At 38.4% G+C, this 21,153-nt stretch carries 20 protein-coding genes; 6 read left to right on the top strand and 14 right to left on the bottom strand.

The genetic code is table 11. The features are described 5' to 3' along the window. Positions 1-32 precede the first annotated feature (32 nt). Complete coding sequence (locus JKG64_RS08745) at positions 33-1,283, top strand: thioredoxin family protein (protein WP_210353910.1); 1,251 nt, start codon at positions 33-35, stop codon at positions 1,281-1,283. Positions 1,284-1,331: 48 nt separating this feature from the next. Here JKG64_RS08745 and JKG64_RS08740 read toward each other — a convergent pair whose 3' ends face one another. Beyond that, positions 1,332-2,285, bottom strand: a complete 954-nt coding sequence (locus tag JKG64_RS08740; RefSeq protein ID WP_210353909.1) for an acetyl-CoA carboxylase carboxyltransferase subunit alpha — start codon at positions 2,283-2,285, stop codon at positions 1,332-1,334. Positions 2,286-2,418: 133 nt separating this feature from the next. Between JKG64_RS08740 and JKG64_RS08735 the strand changes: the two genes are divergently transcribed. Then, positions 2,419-3,288 carry a mechanosensitive ion channel family protein gene (locus JKG64_RS08735; protein ID WP_210353908.1) on the top strand — a complete coding sequence of 290 codons (870 nt, stop codon included), beginning with the start codon at positions 2,419-2,421 and terminating at the stop codon, positions 3,286-3,288. Here JKG64_RS08735 and coaA read toward each other — a convergent pair. From coaA to JKG64_RS08695, 8 genes are all read right to left on the bottom strand, one after another. Further along, entirely contained in the window at positions 3,275-4,231 is a 957-nt protein-coding gene (gene coaA, locus JKG64_RS08730) for a type I pantothenate kinase (RefSeq protein ID WP_210353907.1), read from the bottom strand. The two genes, JKG64_RS08735 and coaA, sit on opposite strands and share 14 nt — an antisense overlap. A 56-nt stretch (positions 4,232-4,287) precedes the next feature. Then, the gene (locus JKG64_RS08725) at positions 4,288-4,692 is read right to left on the bottom strand and encodes an OsmC family protein (protein WP_210353906.1); all 405 of its coding nucleotides are present in this window, start codon (positions 4,690-4,692) and stop codon (positions 4,288-4,290) included. Next, positions 4,685-5,065, bottom strand: a complete 381-nt coding sequence (locus JKG64_RS08720; protein WP_210353905.1) for a methylglyoxal synthase — start codon at positions 5,063-5,065, stop codon at positions 4,685-4,687. Before JKG64_RS08720 ends, JKG64_RS08725 begins: the two co-directional genes overlap by 8 nt. A 115-nt stretch (positions 5,066-5,180) precedes the next feature. Then, positions 5,181-6,410: a nucleoside recognition domain-containing protein gene (locus JKG64_RS08715; RefSeq protein ID WP_210353904.1), complete on the bottom strand. Its 1,230-nt coding sequence runs from the start codon at positions 6,408-6,410 to the stop codon at positions 5,181-5,183. A 103-nt stretch (positions 6,411-6,513) separates the two neighbouring features. Continuing rightward, positions 6,514-7,797, bottom strand: a complete 1,284-nt coding sequence (locus JKG64_RS08710; protein ID WP_210353903.1) for an anthranilate synthase component I family protein — start codon at positions 7,795-7,797, stop codon at positions 6,514-6,516. A 3-nt stretch (positions 7,798-7,800) separates the two neighbouring features. Next, entirely contained in the window at positions 7,801-9,075 is a 1,275-nt protein-coding gene (locus tag JKG64_RS08705) for an adenylosuccinate synthase (protein WP_210353902.1), read from the bottom strand. Positions 9,076-9,312: 237 nt separating this feature from the next. Beyond that, positions 9,313-9,807 (bottom strand): Fur family transcriptional regulator, encoded by a 495-nt coding sequence (locus JKG64_RS08700; RefSeq protein WP_210353901.1) that lies wholly within the window; start codon positions 9,805-9,807, stop codon positions 9,313-9,315. An 86-nt stretch (positions 9,808-9,893) separates the two neighbouring features. Beyond that, on the bottom strand, positions 9,894-12,101 hold the full coding sequence (locus JKG64_RS08695; RefSeq protein WP_210353900.1) for a RelA/SpoT family protein: 2,208 nt from the start codon (positions 12,099-12,101) through the stop codon (positions 9,894-9,896). A 147-nt stretch (positions 12,102-12,248) separates the two neighbouring features. On the opposite strand from JKG64_RS08695, the gene JKG64_RS08690 reads away from it, so the two are divergent. From JKG64_RS08690 to bshB1, 3 genes are all read left to right on the top strand, one after another. Beyond that, entirely contained in the window at positions 12,249-12,902 is a 654-nt protein-coding gene (locus JKG64_RS08690) for a DUF4294 domain-containing protein (RefSeq protein WP_210353899.1), read from the top strand. An 11-nt stretch (positions 12,903-12,913) separates the two neighbouring features. Continuing rightward, positions 12,914-13,411 carry a glutathione peroxidase gene (locus JKG64_RS08685; protein ID WP_210353898.1) on the top strand — a complete coding sequence of 166 codons (498 nt, stop codon included), beginning with the start codon at positions 12,914-12,916 and terminating at the stop codon, positions 13,409-13,411. A gap of 199 nt (positions 13,412-13,610) precedes the next feature. Beyond that, positions 13,611-14,330: a bacillithiol biosynthesis deacetylase BshB1 gene (gene bshB1 / locus JKG64_RS08680; protein WP_210353897.1), complete on the top strand. Its 720-nt coding sequence runs from the start codon at positions 13,611-13,613 to the stop codon at positions 14,328-14,330. A 14-nt stretch (positions 14,331-14,344) separates the two neighbouring features. Here bshB1 and JKG64_RS08675 read toward each other — a convergent pair whose 3' ends face one another. The 5 genes from JKG64_RS08675 to JKG64_RS08655 are packed head-to-tail and all read right to left on the bottom strand — an operon-like array spanning position 14,345 to position 18,040. After that, positions 14,345-15,322 carry a bifunctional riboflavin kinase/FAD synthetase gene (locus JKG64_RS08675; RefSeq protein ID WP_210353896.1) on the bottom strand — a complete coding sequence of 326 codons (978 nt, stop codon included), beginning with the start codon at positions 15,320-15,322 and terminating at the stop codon, positions 14,345-14,347. 6 nt (positions 15,323-15,328) lie between these two features. Further along, positions 15,329-16,060 carry a tRNA pseudouridine(55) synthase TruB gene (gene truB / locus JKG64_RS08670; RefSeq protein WP_210353895.1) on the bottom strand — a complete coding sequence of 244 codons (732 nt, stop codon included), beginning with the start codon at positions 16,058-16,060 and terminating at the stop codon, positions 15,329-15,331. Then, positions 16,060-16,854 (bottom strand): undecaprenyl-diphosphate phosphatase, encoded by a 795-nt coding sequence (locus JKG64_RS08665; RefSeq protein ID WP_210353894.1) that lies wholly within the window; start codon positions 16,852-16,854, stop codon positions 16,060-16,062. The genes truB and JKG64_RS08665 overlap by 1 nt, the downstream gene beginning before the upstream one ends. A gap of 6 nt (positions 16,855-16,860) precedes the next feature. After that, positions 16,861-17,103 carry a DUF3098 domain-containing protein gene (locus JKG64_RS08660; protein WP_210353893.1) on the bottom strand — a complete coding sequence of 81 codons (243 nt, stop codon included), beginning with the start codon at positions 17,101-17,103 and terminating at the stop codon, positions 16,861-16,863. Positions 17,104-17,161: 58 nt separating this feature from the next. Continuing rightward, on the bottom strand, positions 17,162-18,040 hold the full coding sequence (locus tag JKG64_RS08655) for a cell division protein FtsX (RefSeq protein ID WP_210353892.1): 879 nt from the start codon (positions 18,038-18,040) through the stop codon (positions 17,162-17,164). 241 nt (positions 18,041-18,281) lie between these two features. Between JKG64_RS08655 and leuS the strand changes: the two genes are divergently transcribed. Continuing rightward, the gene (gene leuS, locus JKG64_RS08650; RefSeq protein ID WP_210353891.1) at positions 18,282-21,065 is read left to right on the top strand and encodes a leucine--tRNA ligase; all 2,784 of its coding nucleotides are present in this window, start codon (positions 18,282-18,284) and stop codon (positions 21,063-21,065) included. Positions 21,066-21,153: the final 88 nt, after the last annotated feature.

Genomic DNA, 21,153 nt, shown 5'->3' with positions numbered 1-21,153 from the left:
AAGATTACTTATTTGATAACTAATTAAACATTATGAGAAAATTATTAGCGCTGTTTTTTATCGTCCCCTTTTTAGCGATAGGACAGGAAAAAGGAATTCAATTTGAGCACAATAGCAATTGGGAAAAGATTAAGTCAAAGGCAAAGGCTGAGAATAAGCACATTTTTGTAGATTGTTTTACAACGTGGTGCGGTCCCTGTCGTTGGATGTCTGAAAATGTATTTCCTCAAGAAGGGGTTGGTACATTCTTTAATGCCAACTTTGTAAATTTAAAGCTTCAAATGGACCAAACGAAAGAAGATTCTGAAGATGTAAAATCCTGGTATGAGGAAGCGAAACGTTTTGGAACGGATTATGAAGTGCGGGCTTATCCGACATTCTTAATTTTTTCTCCTGAAGGTGAACTTGTACACCGGATAGTAGGTGGAGGAGAAGCCGATGCTTTTATTGCTCGAGCAAAGGAAGGATTGAATCCAGAAACACAGTATGTTACTTTGATCAAAAAGTTTGAAGCTAACCCGAAGGATGCTCAGATTGCTAAGAGTCTCGCGAAAGCGGCTGAGTCTGCTTATGATGAGGCAACTGCTAGTAAAGCCATAGATGCATTTGTAAATAATGTAGGGGTAGCTGGTGTTTTAACCGCAGAGAATATTGATCTATTGGTACAGGGAGCTACAACAAGTAAAAGCGTATCTTATGGAATAATTCGGGATAATATGAAGAAGGTTGATCAGCTATTGGCCGAAAGTAACAAAACACAACGTAGTAACGAGATTTTGGCTGGTGTATTGTCTAGAGAATTGATTCAACCTAAAATGGGAAGAGGAGCATCTGGAGCTGTAGATTTTGTTTCACTTCAGAAGGAAATAGAGAAGACACATCCTTATGTCGATATGAAAGGATCTATAGCAATGTCTAAAGCCCAATATTTTTCTAGAGAGAAAAATTGGCCAGCTTTTAAAGATGCTGTTAACGATTATTTGGTTTTAAATCCAAAAGGAGCATCGCCTGATATGCTGAATTCGGTTGCATGGACTATTTTTGAGAATTGTGATGATGCCGCTTGTATCAAGTCCGCTTTGAATTGGAGTAAGAAATCATTAGAAGCTGGAGAACAGGCTATGTTTATAGATACTTACGCGAATCTGTTATATAAATCGGGAGATAAAGTAAATGCTATTAAATGGCAAGAGAAGGCTTTAAGTTTAGCTGCTGCAGGTGAAAAAGAAAATTACCAAGGAACGCTGGACAAGATGAAAGCTGGTCAACCGACGTGGAATTAATGATAAAGAAGCAATAAAAAAGCCTCGGTCAGTACCGAGGCTTTTTTGTTATTCATGGACAACGCCCATTTTGCTGAACTTGTCAATTCTTTCTGTGACAAGTGTATCTGGATTTTTAGCTTTTAAAACTGCAAGGTCACTTAAGATTTGTTCCTTTAAGTTGTTAGCTGCTTCTTCTGGATTTTGGTGAGCACCTCCCAATGGCTCAGGTATGATACCATCAATTAGTCCATTAGCAAGCATATCGTTACCCGTTAATTTTAGCGCTTCAGCAGCACGTTCTTTGTGATCCCAACTTCTCCAAAGGATAGAGGAACAGGACTCAGGAGAAATAACCGAGTACCATGTGTTCTCCATCATATATACCCGATCTCCAATTCCAATACCTAATGCCCCACCAGAAGCACCTTCACCTATTACAATACAGATTACAGGAACTTTAAGTACAGACATTTCCAGTAGGTTGCGGGCGATAGCTTCGCCTTGTCCACGTTCTTCAGCTTCTAATCCTGGATAAGCCCCCATTGTATCGATAAGAGTAATTACCGGCTTATTGAATTTTTCGGCCATTTTCATCAGACGAAGGGCCTTTCTATAGCCTTCAGGGTTGGCCATACCAAAATTGCGGTATTGTCTTTCTTTGGTGTTTTTTCCTTTTTGATGACCAATAACCATTACAGATTCTCCCCCAATAGAGGCGAAGCCACCAATAATAGCTTTATCGTCTTTTACTGTACGGTCGCCATGCAACTCAACAAAATCATCACAAATCATATCGACATAGTCAAAAGTTTGTGGTCTTTCGGGATGCCTAGACATCTGTACTTTCTGCCAGCCTGTCATATTTTTGTATACGTCGACAGTAGTCTCCGCCAGCTTTTCTTCTAGTTCACGAATCGTAGCACTCATATCAACTTTCGTTTTCTCTGCGACTTGATGAACCTTCTCTATCTGAGTTTGCAAATCTGCGATTGGCTTTTCAAAATCAAATGTTGTTTCCATATAAAAAAACTTTCGTTTTAGGTGGGCTAAGTTAGTGTATTTTTGGGGGATTCTAAAACGGTTTTGTGCTTTAATAGTATCTGCAATTGTTCAAAAATTAGTAGATTAGACCTCTTTAGAAAACTGATATAAAATGGTGGACAATAATAAGGGCGGCAAGTTTCCTTTTACATTTATTATTAAAATCATTCTTTTAGGGATGACGATAGCTTTTTTTTTCAATACGGATACCCAGGATGAACTTACCTGGTGGTATCAGGGTATAAGAGGGTTTTATTTCTTCTTGGTGCCTAGTATAATTGTTTCTATCATACGGTTTGTTATCATCTCTTTTTATAATGTGCGGCACGCAAAGAAAGCGGTACGTGGTAATTTTGTCTTAGGGATAAATAGAGTTACAGCCATGTTGAACGCTGTTTTTGTAATCATAGCGCTGATGATAGCCTTTGGGATAAAGCCGATTGAGTTTCTAACGAGCCTTACTATTGTTGCTATGGCAATTGCTGTACTTTTTAGGGATTATATTACCAATATGCTTAGCGGCTTGTTTATTATGTTTTCGGAGCAGCTTTCGGTTGGAGATAGAATTAAAGTAGGAGACCAGAAAGGGCGAATTGTTGACATCACCTTTGCTAATATTGAACTACAGAATGACGAGGATGATATCGTGATGATCCCTAATAACTTAGTGTTTACAAACCCTATGGTCAACCTTTCCGCGCACCGTTCGAATCTATTTGCGGTAAAGTTTGAGTTGCCACTAGCCATTAATGTGTCGGTAGACGAGTTGGAAAAGGATATCCGCGATACACTAAGAAACCATCCTAACCTAGCTTCTAACAATGAACTTGATTTAGAAGTTATAGAAATTGGAAAAGATTTTGTACGCTATAAGATCGAATTATACGCTGTGAGTAGCAGCAATAAACTTCATAAAAGCATCGAAAATGAAATACTTAAGTATATCTTGTCATTTAAACACAGGCAGACTAAATCTTCCTGACTTTAATGCTTTCGACAAAGTGATCTGAGCCCTTTTGTAGGATAAGATCCGCCCTATATTTCGTAGGAAGTATATTGTCGTGAAGATTAGGCTTATTGATTTCGTTCCATATTTGGATTGCCATGTCTCTACTTTCTTCTAGGCTCATATCAGCATATTTGTGAAAGTAAGATGTTGGGTCTTGAAATGCTGTCGCTCGCAAAGATTCAAAACGATTAACATACCAAGCGATGATATCTTTTTCTAAAGCATCAACATAGATTGAATAATCAAAAAAATCAGAAACGAATACTTTGTTGTTTTGACCTTTTTGGGAGTTGACTTGTAATACATTAATACCCTCTAATATCAGGATATCTGGTTCGATAATCTTTTGTTCCTCTTCGGGTAATACATCATATTCCAGATGTGAATACATCGGAACAGATACCTGCGGAGAGCCCGATTTTATAGCTGATAGAAAATGAAGAAGCCTTTTTGTGTCATAACTCTCTGGGAATCCTTTTCTATTCATTATATTTTTGTCCGAAAGGACTTTGTTGGGAAACAGAAAGCCATCTGTGGTTACCAGCTCAACTTTGGGTTTATGTGGTAGCAGGGAAAGAACTTTGGTCAGGACGCGGGCTGTTGTACTCTTGCCGACAGCAACGGATCCTGCTATACCGATGATAAAAGGAAGCTTTTGTTGATGTCTTTGAAAAAAGGAATTGCTGTCATCGCGAATAGTATCATAATTTTTGATATGAAGTTCGATAAGGTGAGCTAAGGGGAAATAGATTTCTTCGATCTCTTTCATATTCAAAGGCTCATTAAGTGCATGGAGGGAGTTTATATCTGTTGATTCCAGATTTAGATTAAACTGTCCATTTAAATCCTTCCATTCTTCTCTTTCGAATTGTTGGTAAGGGCTGCTTAATATGAGTTCCTCTTGTGACGATGACATTATTAACTTTATTTATGGCGCAAATATAATATCCTTAAGCCAAATTAACTGTAAATTTATTGTAGCATGTTGCTTTCGATAATGATAGGGTTACTGAGTATTTTTTGTACAGGACATTTATCACCCACTTTTAGAATTCGTTCTTTTTGCATATCATCTAAATCCCCATATAGTTTAATGATACAGCGAATGTAAGTAGTTTGTTGTTGAGTACTTTTTACAACTTCGCTAGATAGGGATATCTCTACAGATTCTAATGGCCATTGTTTTTGATCTGCATACATCCGCATAGTCATCGCTTTACAAGTGCCAAGTGCTGATAATAGGAATGCTGTGGGTTTAGGCCCCAGGTCTGCTCCTCCAACTTCTGTGGGTTCATCAGCTATAAGGTGATGTTGATTAATGCTTACTTCTGTTTTATACTTTTCCTTACCGATGCTTACTTTTACTTCGTCAGTCATTTTCTTTATCGTTTAATAATCCTTCTATAATAAGTGTTCCTGTACCCGGGTTAGTGGCTAATGGGACATCGTATAAGTCGCAGATTCGCATTAACATCTGTATGTCTGGTTCATGGGGATGTTTGCCAAGCGGATCTCTAAAAAAAATTATTCCATCTATTTTTCCTTCGGCAGCAAGTGCCGCTATTTGTGCATCACCGCCTTTGGGTCCGCTTAATTTTAGTTCGACCTGTAGTCCGGTTTGCTTTACATAGGAGCCCGTAGTGCCCGTTGCAATTAAATTAGCTTTTTTCAGACTTTCTATGTGGTCTTTTACGAAGGCTACCATTTCAGCTTTTTTTCCGTCATGTGCAATTAAGGCAATTGTTTTCATAAGGATTGTTGTTCGTTTGTTGTGTGACTTACCGTCTTTAAGTCCTATGTAATAGGACTTAAAGACGGTAAGTCACTATTAGTATGCTTCTACGTTTTGTTTTACAATCTTGTGCTTATCCAAAGAAAACATAAGCCACTATAATAGCTGCTACGACTCCTATAAATTCTGCTATTAAAGCACAAGGAAGTGCATGTCTTGTGTTTTTAATAGCTACAGAGCCAAAATAGACTGCTAAGACATAAAAAGTTGTTTCTGTAGATCCTTGTATGACGCAGGCTACACGCGAAGCAAATTCATCTGGTCCTTTTGCTGCCATGAGGTCTACCATAAGTCCTCTGGCTCCTGAGCCACTAAGGGGCTTCATAAAAGCAACAGGTAAGGCTTCTACAAATGAGGTGTCGAATCCTAATTTAGCTATTAGGTAGGAAATGCCGTCCACAAGATAGTCCATCGTTCCTGAGGCCCTAAACACTGCAATGGCTACGAGTATCGCTACCAAGTAGGGAATAATATTAACCGCTACACCGAAACCTTCTTTTGCTCCTTCAATAAATGCATCATAAACGTTTATCTTTTTATAGAAGGCAAGAGCTATGAAGGATACAAAAAGAGAGAAAAGGGTGAGGTTTCCTACTACAGACGAAATCACTTCTATTTGTTCTTGTTGTAAAGTGGAAAAATAGTAAAGGAGTCCTCCAATAGCTATGGATAAAGATCCCAGATAGAGTAATATAGTTTTGTTAAAGAGATTTATCTTTTGATAGATTGATACCATTATCAAGGCTGCGAGCGTAGAGAAAAATGTTGCAATCAGTATGGGCAGAAAAACATCGGATGGTTGGGCCGCTCCGGCTTCTTGTCTGTAAGCCATAATAGAAATGGGAAGTAAAGTTAAGCTTGATGCATTCAAAACGATAAACATGATCTGTGCATTCGAAGCGGTATCTTTGTTAGGATTTAGTTCTTGCAATTCCTTCATTGCTTTCAATCCTAATGGAGTGGCGGCATTGTCTAGTCCAAGCGCATTAGCCGAAAAGTTCATCAAAATAGAACCTAGTGCTGGATGGTTTTTAGGTATTTCAGGAAATAATTTATTGAAAAAAGGACCTACAATCCGTGCAAATACTGCTATCATTCCTCCTTTTTCTCCAATTTTCATGATTCCTAATGCAAAAGTCATCATCCCGATGAGGCCTAAGGAGATTGTTGCACCATTTGCCGCACTGTCAAATAAAGACTTTACAATGTTTTGGAACACCTCGGTATCCCCACCGATTAGCTTTATTAGGGCGACAACGAAAGTGATCAAAAAAAAGGAAACCCATACGTAATTTAGTGCCATATAATTATTGATTTTAATCGTAAATGTAAGGTTTATGTAAGATTCTTCCAAGAATGATTTTGAGGCTTTTAGATTTGTTTCTGGGTAGAATATGGGAATTTTCTTAACCTTCGTTAAGGACAGCCGTTATGGCACTCGCTTTTAATAGGCATTCATTATACTCATCTTCAGCTAGTGCATTATACGTCAGTGCTCCTCCCGTGTGAAAGGATAAGTACTGTTTCGTATGGTTGTATATAATAGTCCGAATGACGACATTAAAGTCAAAGTCTCCATTAGGAGCAAAGTATCCCATTGTGCCGGCGTAAACACCACGTCTACTGTTTTCATAGCTGTCGCAGAGATGCATCGCACTCACCTTTGGGGCGCCAGTCATAGACCCTGGAGGGAAAAGGTTTTTTATGGCATTGACGTCAGACAGGTCCTCTCTTTGTGTAGCGGTTATCGTAGAGACAAGCTGGTGTACCTGCTTAAAGGACTGTACCTCTAGTATTTTTTCAGCAGTTACAGTTGCTGCTTCTGCAGATTGTGTCATATCGTTACGAACGAGGTCCACAATCATGATGTTTTCTGCGATTTCTTTTGGATTGTTTTTTAATCCAGTTTTGATCTCTTCATCCTCCAACATGCTCTTTCCACGTGGAGCGGTGCCTTTAATAGGTTGCGAGATTAGTGTACGTCCTCTTTTTGCGAGGAAACGTTCAGGAGAAGCACAAATAATATATTTATCCTTTATTTTGAAGAATGCGGAGAATGGGGTAGGTGATAGCTCATTAAGTCGTTCATAGGTGAGGATTGGGTCTATGATTGTATTTTCTGCATAGAATTCCTGGCAGAGGTTTACTTCATAAATATCTCCCCGCTTAATATGCGACATCATTTTCTCAAAGGTCTTGAAGTACTCTTCTTTAGACATTCTGTTTTTGACTTGAACATGTCCCATTTTGTTTTCGTCAGAGCTTTGATCTAAGTCCAAGGTTAAAATGGACTGATAAACCTTTTCGGGGGCGGTAGCTTCAATCTTTACTGTTGTTCCTATAAACCTGATGACAGTTCTGGGTACAAAGAAATATGCATTTGGAAAATCTAAGGCATTAGAAAATGGGGTAGATAAGTTTTCCAGTTCATTTTTTAAGTCATAACTGAAAAAACCAAGTACCCATTGATCTGGGTACTTGGCTCTAAATTGTTCTAGGTCATGGAAGACCTTATTATTTGTAGCTTTAAATTCATCATAGGCACTTACCGCTAGTAGTGCTTCGATTGAACTGTAATCGTCTGTATAATCATTCGATTGAAGATAGCAGAATTGTTCAAATTGCTGCGCCCAACGCAAAGCTTTGGCACCAAATGACAATCTGTCTACTTCAAAGATGGCTGTTGCCATTTTTTATTTTAAAACAATTGTTTGTGTACGATCTGGGCCTACAGAAAGATATTTGATTGGCACTTCAAGTGCCTTCTCTAAATATGCGATATAGTTTGCCAATGCTGTAGGTATTTCTTCTTTTGAACGAATTCCTGTCAAATCTTGGTTCCAACCTTCAATCTCTTCCAAAACCGGGATTGGTTTGATTGAATTGATATCATACGGCATGTAATCAATTACTTCTCCATTGTAGTTGTAATGTGTACATGCATATATTTTTTCAAAAGTATCGAGTACATCCGCTTTCATCATAACGAGTTCAGTTACTCCATTGAGCATGATCGCGTATTTTAATGCAGGAATGTCAATCCAGCCTGTGCGTCTAGCACGACCTGTAGTGGCTCCAAATTCATGTCCCAATTGACGTAATTGTTCGCCCACCTCGTTGTCCAACTCCGTTGGGAAAGGTCCACCGCCTACACGAGTACAGTAAGCTTTAAATATACCTAAGACTTCTCCAATTCTATTTGGTGCGATACCTAGACCTGTACAAGCTCCTGCTGTTGTTGTATTGGAAGAGGTAACGAATGGATAAGAACCAAAATCGATATCTAGCAAGGTACCTTGTGCTCCTTCTGCCAATACTTTTTTTCCTTCTCTCAAGTATTGGTTTACAAGGTGCTCTGAATCCACATGTGGGATCGTTTTTAAGAATTCGATTGCTGCAAGAAATGCTTCTTCACGCTCTTTGAAGTCAGGGACTTCGCCATAGTGTGCTAAGATACTCAGGTGCTTTTCTTTTAATCTTTCATAACGCTCCATAAAATCAGGTAATGTTGTATCGCCTACGCGTAGACCATTTCTACCTGTCTTATCCATATAGGTAGGGCCGATTCCCTTTAACGTAGAACCGATTTTTCCTGCTCCCATTTTGGACTCAGAAGCTGCATCCAAAAGCTGATGCGTTGGAAGGATTAAGTGTGCTTTTCGGGCTAAAACCAGTTTTCCTGTTCCTACAGGATCAAAGCCAGCCGACTTAAGATTGTCAAGCTCTCTTTTTAGGATGATTGGGTCGATTACAACTCCGTTTCCAATTAAGTTTAAGGTCTTAGGGTTAAAAATACCTGAAGGGATAGTGTTTAAAACAAATTTTTTATTGTCAAACTCTAAAGTGTGTCCGGCATTAGGGCCTCCTTGGAAACGAGCGATTAAATCGTACTGTGGACATAATACATCCACTATTTTTCCTTTTCCTTCATCGCCCCATTGTAAGCCCAATAGCACATCAACTTGCATAGCGTATTTATTTTGAGATTAAAATTGAATTTTTTTAAAAAATTAAAATAAAGTACCCAACTCAGACACTGTATAACAACTAGCGTGCACAGTGATTTTAGAGCCATTCCCAAATGCTTATGGAAAATCTATCAATTTATAGCTTTGATTGATAAACGGTAACTGTAAAAACTAAGTTCGGAAAACTGATTGCCAATTTTCCGAACAAAAATACTATTTAAAATAAAGGTTGGAGAATTAATTTGAAATTACTTCCGTATCTACTTTCTTGTTTTCTTTGTCTTTAGATTCTTGACAAGCTTGGCATACACCATAGAGATTTAAAGAGTGATGTTTTATGTCAAATTTAAGAAGCTCTCCAATCATACTTTGTATCTGATGGATTCGAGGATCACAAAATTCAACAACGTTATTGCACTCGATACAAATGACGTGGTCATGTTGTTTGTAGCCATAAGACTTTTCGAATTGCGCCATATTGCGCCCAAATTGATGTTTGGTCACTAAGTCGCAAGAAACCAAAAGCTCTAAGGTATTGTACACCGTAGCTCTACTCACGCGGTATTTTTTGTTTTTCATATGAATGTAGAGAGACTCTACATCGAAATGATCGGTACGCGAATAGATCTCCTCTAGAATAGCATAGCGTTCTGGAGTTTTTCTTAGACTTTTGTTTTCTAAGTAAGCTTCAAATATTTTTTTTACTGTACTGTAGTTCTCAGCTTGATTCATTTTCTTATATAAGGATTAACACCTAAACAAATTTACCAATTTCTACGCTATTTCTAGCATAATAAAAAAAACTGATAATCATATGATTAATTTTCAGATTCATACCGTGTTACACTCGTTATTCCACTAACAAGTTTTAAGTGATTGATCAAATTATCCAATTGACCTAAATTGTTTATGTGGACCATGATATTCCCCTCAAAAATCCCCTCATTACTTGAGATTGACAGCGACCGGATGTTGATTTTAAATTCCTGGGAAATTACAGTTGTAAGTTTGTTCACGAGACCTACATCGTCAATTCCAATAATACGAATCCCGGTGAGGAATGATGTCTCTATTTGAGATGAAGCCCATTGAGCCTTTAGTATCCTATAACCGTAGTTGGCCATGAGCTTTGAAGCATTTGGACAGGAGGTACGGTGTATTTTGATTCCATCATTGACCGTTAAGAACCCAAAAATGTCATCGCCAGGTATAGGATTGCAGCAAGGTGCTAGGGTGTAATCAACTTTTTGTAAGTCATCCCCAATGAGTATCGTGTCACTGTCTTTCTTATTTATCTTTTCGACAAGGCCAGAGATATGCGAAGTAAACTGACTGTTATTGTTGTCATGTATTTTTTCACTCGCTGCATATTCCCTTAGGTTTTTGATATCAATAGTCCCTTTTGCGACATTGTAAAAAAGCTCCTGCGAACTCGGGAATTTAAAGAAATTAGCGATCTTATTGATGTTATCCGTATTGTACGTGATTTTAAGCGATTTGAGCTTGCGTTCAAGTATCTCTTTACCTTCTTCAGCAACCCTTCTTTTTTCTTCCTTCAACGAAGAGCGTATCTTGGACTTAGCTTTAGCAGTAACTACAAAGTTAAGCCAGTCTTCTTTGGGAGATTGTTTGTTTGATGTTATAATCTCAACTTGGTCTCCATTTTGTAAATGATGGCTTAGAGGGACAAGCTTATGGTTTACCTTGGCTCCAATACATGTTGCCCCAATGTCAGAGTGTATTTCGAAAGCAAAGTCTAAGGCCGTAGCTCCGTTTGGTAATTGTATTAAGGTCCCTTTTGGGGTGAAAATGAATATCTCATCGGAAAAGAGGTTCATTTTGAAGTCATCGAGAAAATCTAACGCATTTTGCTCTGGACTGCCAAGGATATCCCTAACTTTTTGTATCCATTGGTCTAGACCATTGTCAGAATTGGATTCTTTATATTTCCAATGTGCCGCAAATCCCTTTTCTGCAATTTCGTTCATTCTTTTTGTACGTATCTGTACCTCAACCCATTGCCCTTTGGGCCCCATTACCGTGGTATGTAGTGATTCGTAACCATTTCCCTTTGGGGTGGATACCCAGTCCCGAAGCCGATCTGGATTCGGTCTATATAGATCCGTGATAATTGAGTAGACCTTCCAACACTCTGTTTTTTCCTTTTCGTATTCAGAGTCTATGATAACCCGAATCGCAAAAAGGTCATACACCTCTTCGAAAGGAATCGATTTCTTGCGCATCTTATTCCAGATAGAGTGTATTGATTTTGGACGGCCATAAATCTCTGCTTTTATCCCTTGTTCGATTAATATTTCATTAATAGGGGCAATGAAATTAGAGATAAAGCGTTCCCGTTCTGCCTTTTTTTCATTGAGCTTTTTTGCAATGAATTTGTAGGTATCCGGGTCTGTATATTTCATCGATAGGTCTTCCAGCTCTGATTTAATAGCGTAGAGACCTAGACGATGGGCTAAAGGTGCGTATAGATAGCTCGTTTCGGATGCTATTTTGAGTTGTTTATGTCTAGCCATAAACTCCATTGTACGCATGTTGTGCAGCCTGTCTGCAAGTTTAATGAGTATTACACGGACGTCATCCGCAAGGGTCAATAACATCTTCCGGAAATTTTCCGCTTGCATTGAACTGTTAGGGTCAAATACCCCTGATATCTTCGTAAGGCCGTCTATAATTTTAGCTACCTTCTTTCCAAATTGAGCTTCGATATCTTCCAATGTAAGACTCGTATCTTCGACTACATCGTGCAATAAGGAACATACGATAGAGGTGGTGCCTAACCCAATTTCTTCCGCTGCTATCTGTGCGACAGCGATAGGATGATAGATATAAGGCTCTCCCGATTTTCTACGCATATCTTTGTGACTTTCTAAAGCGAGGTCGAAAGCCATGCGAATTTGTTGCTTATCCCCTTTTTGTAACGTTGGCTTACAGGCTCTCAGTAAAGCTCTATATCGTTTTCTTATTTCTTTGTTTTCCGCCTCAATATCAATCACATAATCTGCCATAAGAACCTTTTAATTAATTTCGTAGTTTCAATCAAAAATTGTATTTTTATAGTTACGGGATGAACACTATAGTGTTTTTAACCTCTGTATAATATAAATATACGAAAAAATAGAGATTTTTTTACTGAATCTATAATCAAAAAAGTAATGTGTAGCTGGGGCTTTACGCGGGTATTGATTGTTTTATTGGCTTGGAGTAACGTGCTTGTTGCTCAAGAGCAGATGCCCGTTTTGACGTTACCTCACTACGGAGAGGGGACGCCCGAAACGGTAGCTTATTATCTTACCACGAAGTTGGAGTCGGGGGAGATTGTTCCTTGGTTTCCAATAGAAGAGGTTGTGATTAGAGCACAGCGCGTATGGAAGAGTGAGGAAGACCGGAATCGTTACGTCAGACTGAAGAGGAACGTGCTACGAGTTCTCCCTTATGCGATATATGCACAGAGACGGTATGAGCAACTGGACCGTGATTTAGCTCTAGTGAATAATAAAAGAGACGAAAAGACATTAATTAAAGCTTGCGAACAAGAAATCAAAGAGAAGATTAATAATGAAGTCAAAAATCTTTCGGTATCACAGGGCAAGATTTTAATTAAATTGATTGAACGACAGACTGGCAATACAAGTTATGACTTAGTAAAAGATATGAAAGGAAGTATTACTGCTTTTGTATATCAAGGTGTTGCTCGCGTTTTTGGGCATAATCTGAAAAGTACATACAACCCGACGGAAGATTTTGAAATTGAAAATATTATCCGGGAGTATGAGCGTGTAAGACCTATTAATAAACCTTATCAATAATATTAAATTTTATGGAGAACAATATTTACAACTTTAAAGCTCTTGAATTTTCTGGAAAAGAACGATCATTGGAAGATTTCGCAGGTAAGGTTGTTCTTATTGTTAATACAGCAAGTGGTTGTTATTTCCGAAAGCAATTCAAAACCCTAGAACGACTTTATGCAAAGTTTAAAGATGAAGGGTTTGAGATTTTAGCTTTTCCATCGAATGATTTTAACAATCAGGAACCACGTACAGGGCTTAATCTGGAAACGTATTGTAAAATAAAAGAACGGGTTACATTTCCTGTTTTCAAACGGATACATGTCAAGGGGGACTACATACATCCATTATACAACTTCCTTTCTAAAAAAGAACTAAATGGTGTCCTAGATAGTAAGCCGTTGTGGAATTTTCATAAATTCCTCGTTGATAGGAACGGGAAGGTAGTTGATTTTTATTATACTCCAACCAGTCCCATGTCTGGGCGGGTGCAACGGAAGATTCGCGAACTATTGGATACCCAATAACGCCGTTCTTTCACGGCTTTGTCATAAAAGATAGACTAAGTCTACTCCGTTTTATTTATGTAGCCATTGGAAGCATAAAATACCTAATTTTGAGCTCGAAAAGATGATATGAACGGACTAGTAGAGTAGCAGTTCTTGGGTATGAAGAAGCTATTACTACTAATGAGGTTCCAGTTGACAGCTTAATTAAAATAAATAGATGAAATTAGATTTAATGGTTATGACCGTTCATCCAGACGACGCCGAATTAGGAGCTGGAGGTACGATAGCGAAATATGTTGCTGAAGGTAAAGCTGTTGGTATTATAGATTTGACGCGAGGAGAATTAGGGACACGAGGAACAGCGGATACCAGAGCTGCAGAAGCACTGGAAGCAGCACGTGTACTAGGAGTCACTGTACGTGAGAATCTGGGACTTCGGGATGGATTCTTTGCTAATGAGGAAGAAAGTCAACGTGTTATAATCAAAGCCATCCGTAAATATAAACCTGAAATTGTTATTACAAATGCGCTTGATGATCGTCATCCCGATCACGGTAGAGCTAGTAAGCTCGTTAATGATTCACTATTCTTATCAGGACTTAGACGGGTCGAAACAAAGGAAGACGGAAAGGATCAAGAGGCCTTCAGACCAAGGTTACAGCTGCAGTTGATACAGGATCAATATATCCAACCCGATATTATTTTGGACATTAGTGATTATTGGGATTTAAAAGAAGCATCTATTTTAGCCTATAAAACACAGTTTAACTCTTTGACGGAAGATGATGGTCCACAGACCTATATTTCTAGTCCTGATTTTATGGAGTATACAAAGGGGAGGGCAAAAGAGTTTGGGCGTAATATACAAGTAGCCTATGCGGAGGGATTTACTTCCCGTAAGCTGTTAGGAGTACAGGATATTTTTGAACTGATTTAAGGCTGTGTTAGAGCTTATTTTTTAAAATAAGCTCTAATACTTTCCTCATCGATTTTTATCTGTTGTTGCATTTCCTCCAATGAATCAAAACGCTCATCGTGGCGTATAAAATGCATGAATTTTACACGTATTGTCTTTGTATAGAGATTGTCTTTAAAATCCAATAGATTAACCTCTATTTTTCGGTTCATACCATCTACCGTAGGCCTTGTCCCGATATAACACATGCCCTGTGCAGTTTGCTCTGGTTGTGGTACATTATAATCTCCAGATTCAACAGAATGTACTTTGGGATAAACTTCGACTTCTACAGCGTATATTCCATAAGCAGGAATAAGCTTGTGTGCCTCGTGAACATGTATGTTGGCTGTCGGAAAACCTATTTGCCTTCCGATTTGATCCCCCCGGATTACCGTACCGGTTAGTTCGAATGGGTAGCCTAGATATTTGTTTGCTGTGGCAATATCTCCTTTAATAAGAGACTCACGAATACGAGTGGAAGAAACCGCTACATCATCAATGTCTTGCTTGGGAATCTCTTGAACCTGAAAATCGAAAATTGTCGAAAAATGGATCAAATCTTTTATTGAACCCTTTCTGTCTTTGCCAAAGTGATGATCATAGCCTAAGATAATAGATTTTGTTCCTAATTTGTTCACTAATACATTACGGATATACTCTTCGGCACTTTGGTTGGAAAAATCTCTAGTAAAAGGGGTAATAATCAGATGATCAATTCCCGCCAGTGCTAGTTGATGAGTTTTTTCTTCGATATCGTTGATTAAGCGAAGGCCTTCATCATCGGGGTTTATAATAAGCCTCGGGTGTGGAAAAAATGTTAACAAGACCGACTCTCCTCCAAGCTCTTTCGCACAGTTAACAAGTTTCTTTAATATTTTTTGATGACCTATGTGCACACCATCGAAAGTGCCAATAGTAACTATTGCATTTTCAAGGGGAGCGAACTCATCTAGGTTTCTATAAATTTTCATTAGAAATTATACGTCTTTTTGTTTCTCCATTAGAACCTTTTGAGCTCGAATGGCTTGTATTAAATCTTCTAAATTCCACGCGTTGTCCACGTGAAGCTCACCACTCATGGTGCGTCGTAAAGAAGAAAGGTGCGCTCCGTTATTCAGCTTCTTTCCAAAGTCATGAGCGATGGATCTGATATAAGTGCCTTTTGCACATTTGATACGGAAATGTATGAGCGGAAGCTCTATTTTTTCAATATCAAAATCATGTATAAAGACTGTTCTGGCTTTTAGTTCTACTTCTTCTCCACGTCTAGCCTTTTCATAGACTCTTTCTCCATTTATCTTGAGGGCAGAGTGAGCTGGTGGAAATTGGCTGATTTCTCCCAAAAAAGATTGTGCAGTTTCTCTTATCATTTCATCCGAGATACCTGAAATATCAAAAGTCTGATCTATCTCGGTTTCTAAGTCAAAGGATGGGGTTGTTGCCCCTAGCGTAATCGTACCGGTGTATTCTTTGTCTTCAGCTTGGAAAAGATCAATTTTCTTTGTCAGCTTCCCGGTACAGACAATTAAAAGCCCAGTAGCCAAAGGGTCCAGGGTTCCTGCATGTCCGACTTTGAGTTTCAGGGGTTTCATTGTATTTCTCAATTTGCCCACAACATCAAAACTAGTCCATGTAATTGGTTTATCTACCAATAGTACTTCGCCTTCAGCGAATGAAAACTGTCCGTTAAAGTCCTGCACGTCTTTCATTAAATAATCTGTAAACTATGACCACTTAGCAACATCGCGATGATAATGCCCCCTACAATAATCCTGTACCATCCAAATGCTTTAAAGCCATATTTTGTTAAGATATCAATGAAGGTCTTTATAGCGATAATCGCGACCACAAAGCCTACTACATTGCCAATAACTAATAGATTGATCTCTTCTCCGGAAAAAGAATGCCCTTCTTTAAAGAACTTTAGTAGTTTAATAAGAGATGCGCCCAGCATCATTGGAATAGCCAAAAAGAAAGAGAACTCAGCGGCTGCTTTTCTTGTTAAGCTCTGTGTCATCCCACCGACAATAGTACTCGCTGAGCGCGATGTACCAGGTATCAGTGCCAGACATTGATAACAACCAATTATAAACGCTTGCTTAAAACTAATCTTGTCAGAATTTTCTACCGTAGGTTTGTTGAACCAGCGGTCCACAAATAAAAGGATTATACCGCCTACAACAAGCATTATTGCTACGGTTAGCGGGCTTTCCAACAAGGAGTCTATAACGTCGTTAAGCAAGATTCCTAATATGGAAGCGGGTATTGCAGCTACTACCAATTTATAGTAGAAATCCAAAGATTTGAAGAAACGCTTCCAATACAGCACCAGTACAGATAGAATCGTACCAAGTTGTATGACAATCGTAAATAATTTGACAAATGGAGAAGGTTCAAGTCCCATTAGAGCCGAACCAATAATCATGTGGCCTGTAGAAGAGACCGGAAGGAATTCGGTAAGACCTTCAATAATGGCTAAAATAATAGCCTCAAAATAACTCATGTTTTATTAGATGTTTTTATTTTTTGGCTTATATAAGATAGCAATAAAGCCAACTGCAAAACCTAGAATAACAACTAGGGGAGCAAGCGTTATCTTAGCAAAGCTATAGATGTCTTCTGTTCCCATCATCAAAAAAAAGCCAATAGCTACAATAACGATACTAACGATGAAAAGCTGATAGTTTACTTTCTGAAATACAAATAAGCTTGATTTCTTTTCATTACTTATCAAAGGATTTTTTTGTGACATTATCTTTTAGTTATTATAATTAAATGATGACTTGCAAAACTTCTTTATTTTGCGGATACTATTGATAAAGGCTGTGTGACTTAGCTTTGAGATATTTTGTTACGGCAAAGTACGTACTAAGACCCGATATTAATATCCCCAATATAACTACGATCAAGAATATTGCGCCAAATTCGTACCAGTTACGAAGAAAGATCAGTTCTGGGACTTGCTTTTGGGCAAATTGTAAAGTGAATATTAATAATAGTATAGAAATTAAAGATCCGATAAGTCCATGTACAATACCATACATAATATAAGGCTTACGTATGAAGTTCTTTGTCGCGCCGATCAATTGCATACTCTTTATTAAGAAACGCTGCGAGTAGATTGCCAGTCGAATTGTATTGTTGATTAGTGCTACGGCAATCACTAAAAGAATGACAGTGAAAGCTAATACCACCATAGATATGATACGGATGTTTTTATTCACCATATCAATTAAAGATTCTTGATAAACAACCTCCTTAACGCGACTGTTTTTTGTGAGTTTCTGTATAAAAGGCTGTATGCTGTCTGAGTTAGCATACTGTTCCTTTAAATAAACATCGATAGAGGGTAATAATGGATTATGACCTAGATAGGTAACAAAATCTTCCCCCAAGTCTTCTTTTAGACTTTTTGCAGCGAGTTCTTTGCTTACATACTCTGTACGTAGTACATAGTCATCTTTTTCGATATCTTTTTGTAGAGACAGCACATCACCTTCATTTACATTATCATTGACAATGATATTTAAGACAATGTTCTCTTTTACATATTTTGATAGATTTTTAGCGTGAACTAGTATTAAACCTAGTAGTCCCGTCATTAACAAGACGAGAGCAATACTAATAACCGTAGAAATATATACAGATTTAGTTTTTTTACGAGGTGAACCTTGTTCTAATGCTGACATAAACCTTTTTTTAATTTGATGCGAAAGTAAAGAATTAAGATGATTTTAGGAACTATTAATATGATAACCTCTTTAATGTGGATACATTTAACATTTTTTATCGTCTTTTCTTTACTGACTGAAACCAGTGAATAATGCAACTAATATCTGAAATTATTACGTACAATAAAAAACTTTTGTATTAAAAATGAGTTAAAATCGCTATTTTCGCAACTCTTGTAAAATTCTTTTTTGTACAAAAATGGAGTATAATCATAAATCAATAGAAAAGAAGTGGCAAGCCTTTTGGGCGGACAATGCTACCTTCAAAACGTCAGAGTCTACGGAAAAGCCGAAGTATTATGTGTTGGATATGTTTCCTTACCCTTCTGGTGCAGGTCTGCATGTCGGTCATCCGCTAGGGTATATTGCTTCGGATATTTTTTCGCGATATAAGCGTGCGAAAGGTTTCAACGTGTTACACCCAATGGGATACGATTCGTTTGGTCTGCCTGCCGAGCAGTATGCTATACAGACTGGCCAACATCCATCGATTACGACAGAAGCTAATATCAATCGCTACCGCGAGCAGATGGATAATATCGGCTTTTCTTATGATTGGTCCCGGGAGATTCGCACATCTGAGCCAGATTACTATAAGTGGACTCAGTGGATCTTTATGCAGGCATTTGATGCTTGGTATGACAAGAAAGAAAATCGTGCTGTAGCTATTGGGCAATTGATTGTACATTTCGAAACAACTGGATCTCAAGGTATCGATGCCGAGTGTGATGAAGACATATTGCGTTTTACTGCTGATGAATGGAAATCTTTTTCTGTCGAAGAACAGCAAAGAGAGTTGCTGAAATATAGGTTAGCTTATCTAAAAGAGAGTACTGTAAACTGGTGTGCAGCGTTGGGGACAGTATTAGCAAATGATGAAGTAATCAATGGCGTTTCTGAGCGAGGTGGGTTTCCCGTGGAGCAGAAGAAAATGATGCAATGGTCTATGCGGATTACCGCGTATGCAGACCGATTACTTCAAGGGTTGGACACCATTGATTGGCCTGAGCCATTGATTGAAATGCAACGTAATTGGATTGGTAGATCTATAGGAGCGCTTGTTAAGTTTCCAATACCACAGCTAAACACAGCGATCGAGGTGTTTACCACTCGAGTGGACACTATATTCGGAGTCAGTTTCGTTGTGTTGGCGCCAGAACATGAGTTGGTTGCTTCATTGACGACAGATGCATGTCGCAGCCAGGTTGAAAGCTATATTGAGAAGACTGCCAAAAAATCTGAACTAGATCGTATGGCGGATACAAAGACTGTATCAGGAGCATTTACCGGTTCTTATGCGAAGCACCCGATTACAGGAGAAGATGTACAGATCTGGATAGCAGATTACGTTTTGGCGGGATATGGTACAGGAGCCGTGATGGCAGTGCCTTCTGGCGATCAGCGTGATTATGTATTTGCTAAGCATTTCGATCTCCCGATAGTCGCTATATCCGATAGTCAGCAGATTGAAGAAGCAGCTGACCCGAACAAAGACGGTCGTTACATCAATTCCGGTTTTATCAATGGGATGACTTATACTGAAGCGACTGACGCACTTATTGCTAAGCTATCTGAGTTAGGATTGGGAAAAGCAAAGGTGAATTTCCGTATGCGTGATGCTATTTTTGGCCGTCAACGTTATTGGGGAGAACCGGTTCCTGTATTTTTTAAAGATGGATTACCTTATCTTATTAAAGAAGAAGAGTTGCCATTGTTGCTTCCAGAGGTTGATAAATATTTGCCTACGGAGTCTGGGGAGCCTCCATTAGGGCGAGCTGAGAACTGGAAGTATCAAGATCGATATGAATATGAGTTAAGTACCATGCCTGGTTGGGCGGGATCTTCTTGGTATTGGTTCCGTTATATGGATCCTCAAAACAGAGCGGATTTTGCGTCCAAAAAGGCAATAAATTACTGGAAATCTGTCGATTTGTATATTGGTGGGTCCGAACATGCAACAGGACACTTACTCTACTCTCGTTTTTGGAACAAAATATTAAAGGATCTTGGGTTTCATAATGAGGAGGAGCCTTTCAAAAAGCTCATAAATCAAGGTATGATCCAAGGACGTTCTAGTTTCGTATATCGCCTTTTGGATGACGAGGGGAGAGGGACGAATACTTTTGTTTCTTTAGGATTGAAAGAAAATTATAATACAATCCCTCTACACGTAGATGTAAACATTGTGCATAATGATGTTTTAAATACAGAGAAGTTTAAAGCCTCGCGCCCGGATTTCGCAAATGCTGAGTTTATATTGGAGGACGGGAAATATATCTGTGGGACTGAAGTGGAGAAGATGTCTAAATCTAAATTTAACGTAGTTAACCCAGATGATATAATTTCTCAGTTTGGTGCTGATACGCTACGTCTTTATGAGATGTTTTTGGGACCATTGGAGCAAGCCAAACCTTGGAATACAAATGGAATCGAAGGAGTCTATAAATTTTTAAGAAAAGTGTGGCGTCTTTTCCATGATGCAGAGGGCAACCTTAGTATTTCGGACGAGACACCAGCCAAGGCAGAGTATAAGGCATTACACAAGATCATTAAAAAAGTAGAGGAAGATATAGAACGTTTTTCTTTTAATACTTCTGTGTCAGCATTTATGATCTGTGTCAATGAGCTTACTGATCTCAAGTGTAATAAAAGAGAGATCCTTCAAGATTTGATTATCGTATTGTCATCTTATGCACCACATATTGCAGAAGAGTTGTGGTCATTATTAGGAAATCCAGCGGGTACAATATCTTTTGCGAGCTATCCCGTATTCAAGCCAGAGTACTTGGTCGAATCGGAATTTGCTTATCCGGTATCTATCAATGGCAAAATGAAAATGAATCTATCATTAGCTTTAGATTTAGATCAAAAGACAGTAGAAGATATTGTCTTATCTAATGCTGATGTACAGCGTTATATGGATGGAAAAGCATTGAAGAAGTTGATCTTTGTCAAAGGTAAGATTATCAACATAGTGGTATAGCGTATTTTGTACTATAGGAATAAATGGGGCAACTTTATAATAAGTAGCCCCATTTTTGTATGCTTTATATGGTCTGTATGTCATTTTA

Origin of the sequence: Sphingobacterium tabacisoli, assembly GCF_017908035.1 — a bacterium.
In the GTDB taxonomy this organism is placed as follows: domain Bacteria; phylum Bacteroidota; class Bacteroidia; order Sphingobacteriales; family Sphingobacteriaceae; genus Sphingobacterium; species Sphingobacterium tabacisoli.
This window is presented reverse-complemented; position numbering and strand designations above follow the sequence as displayed.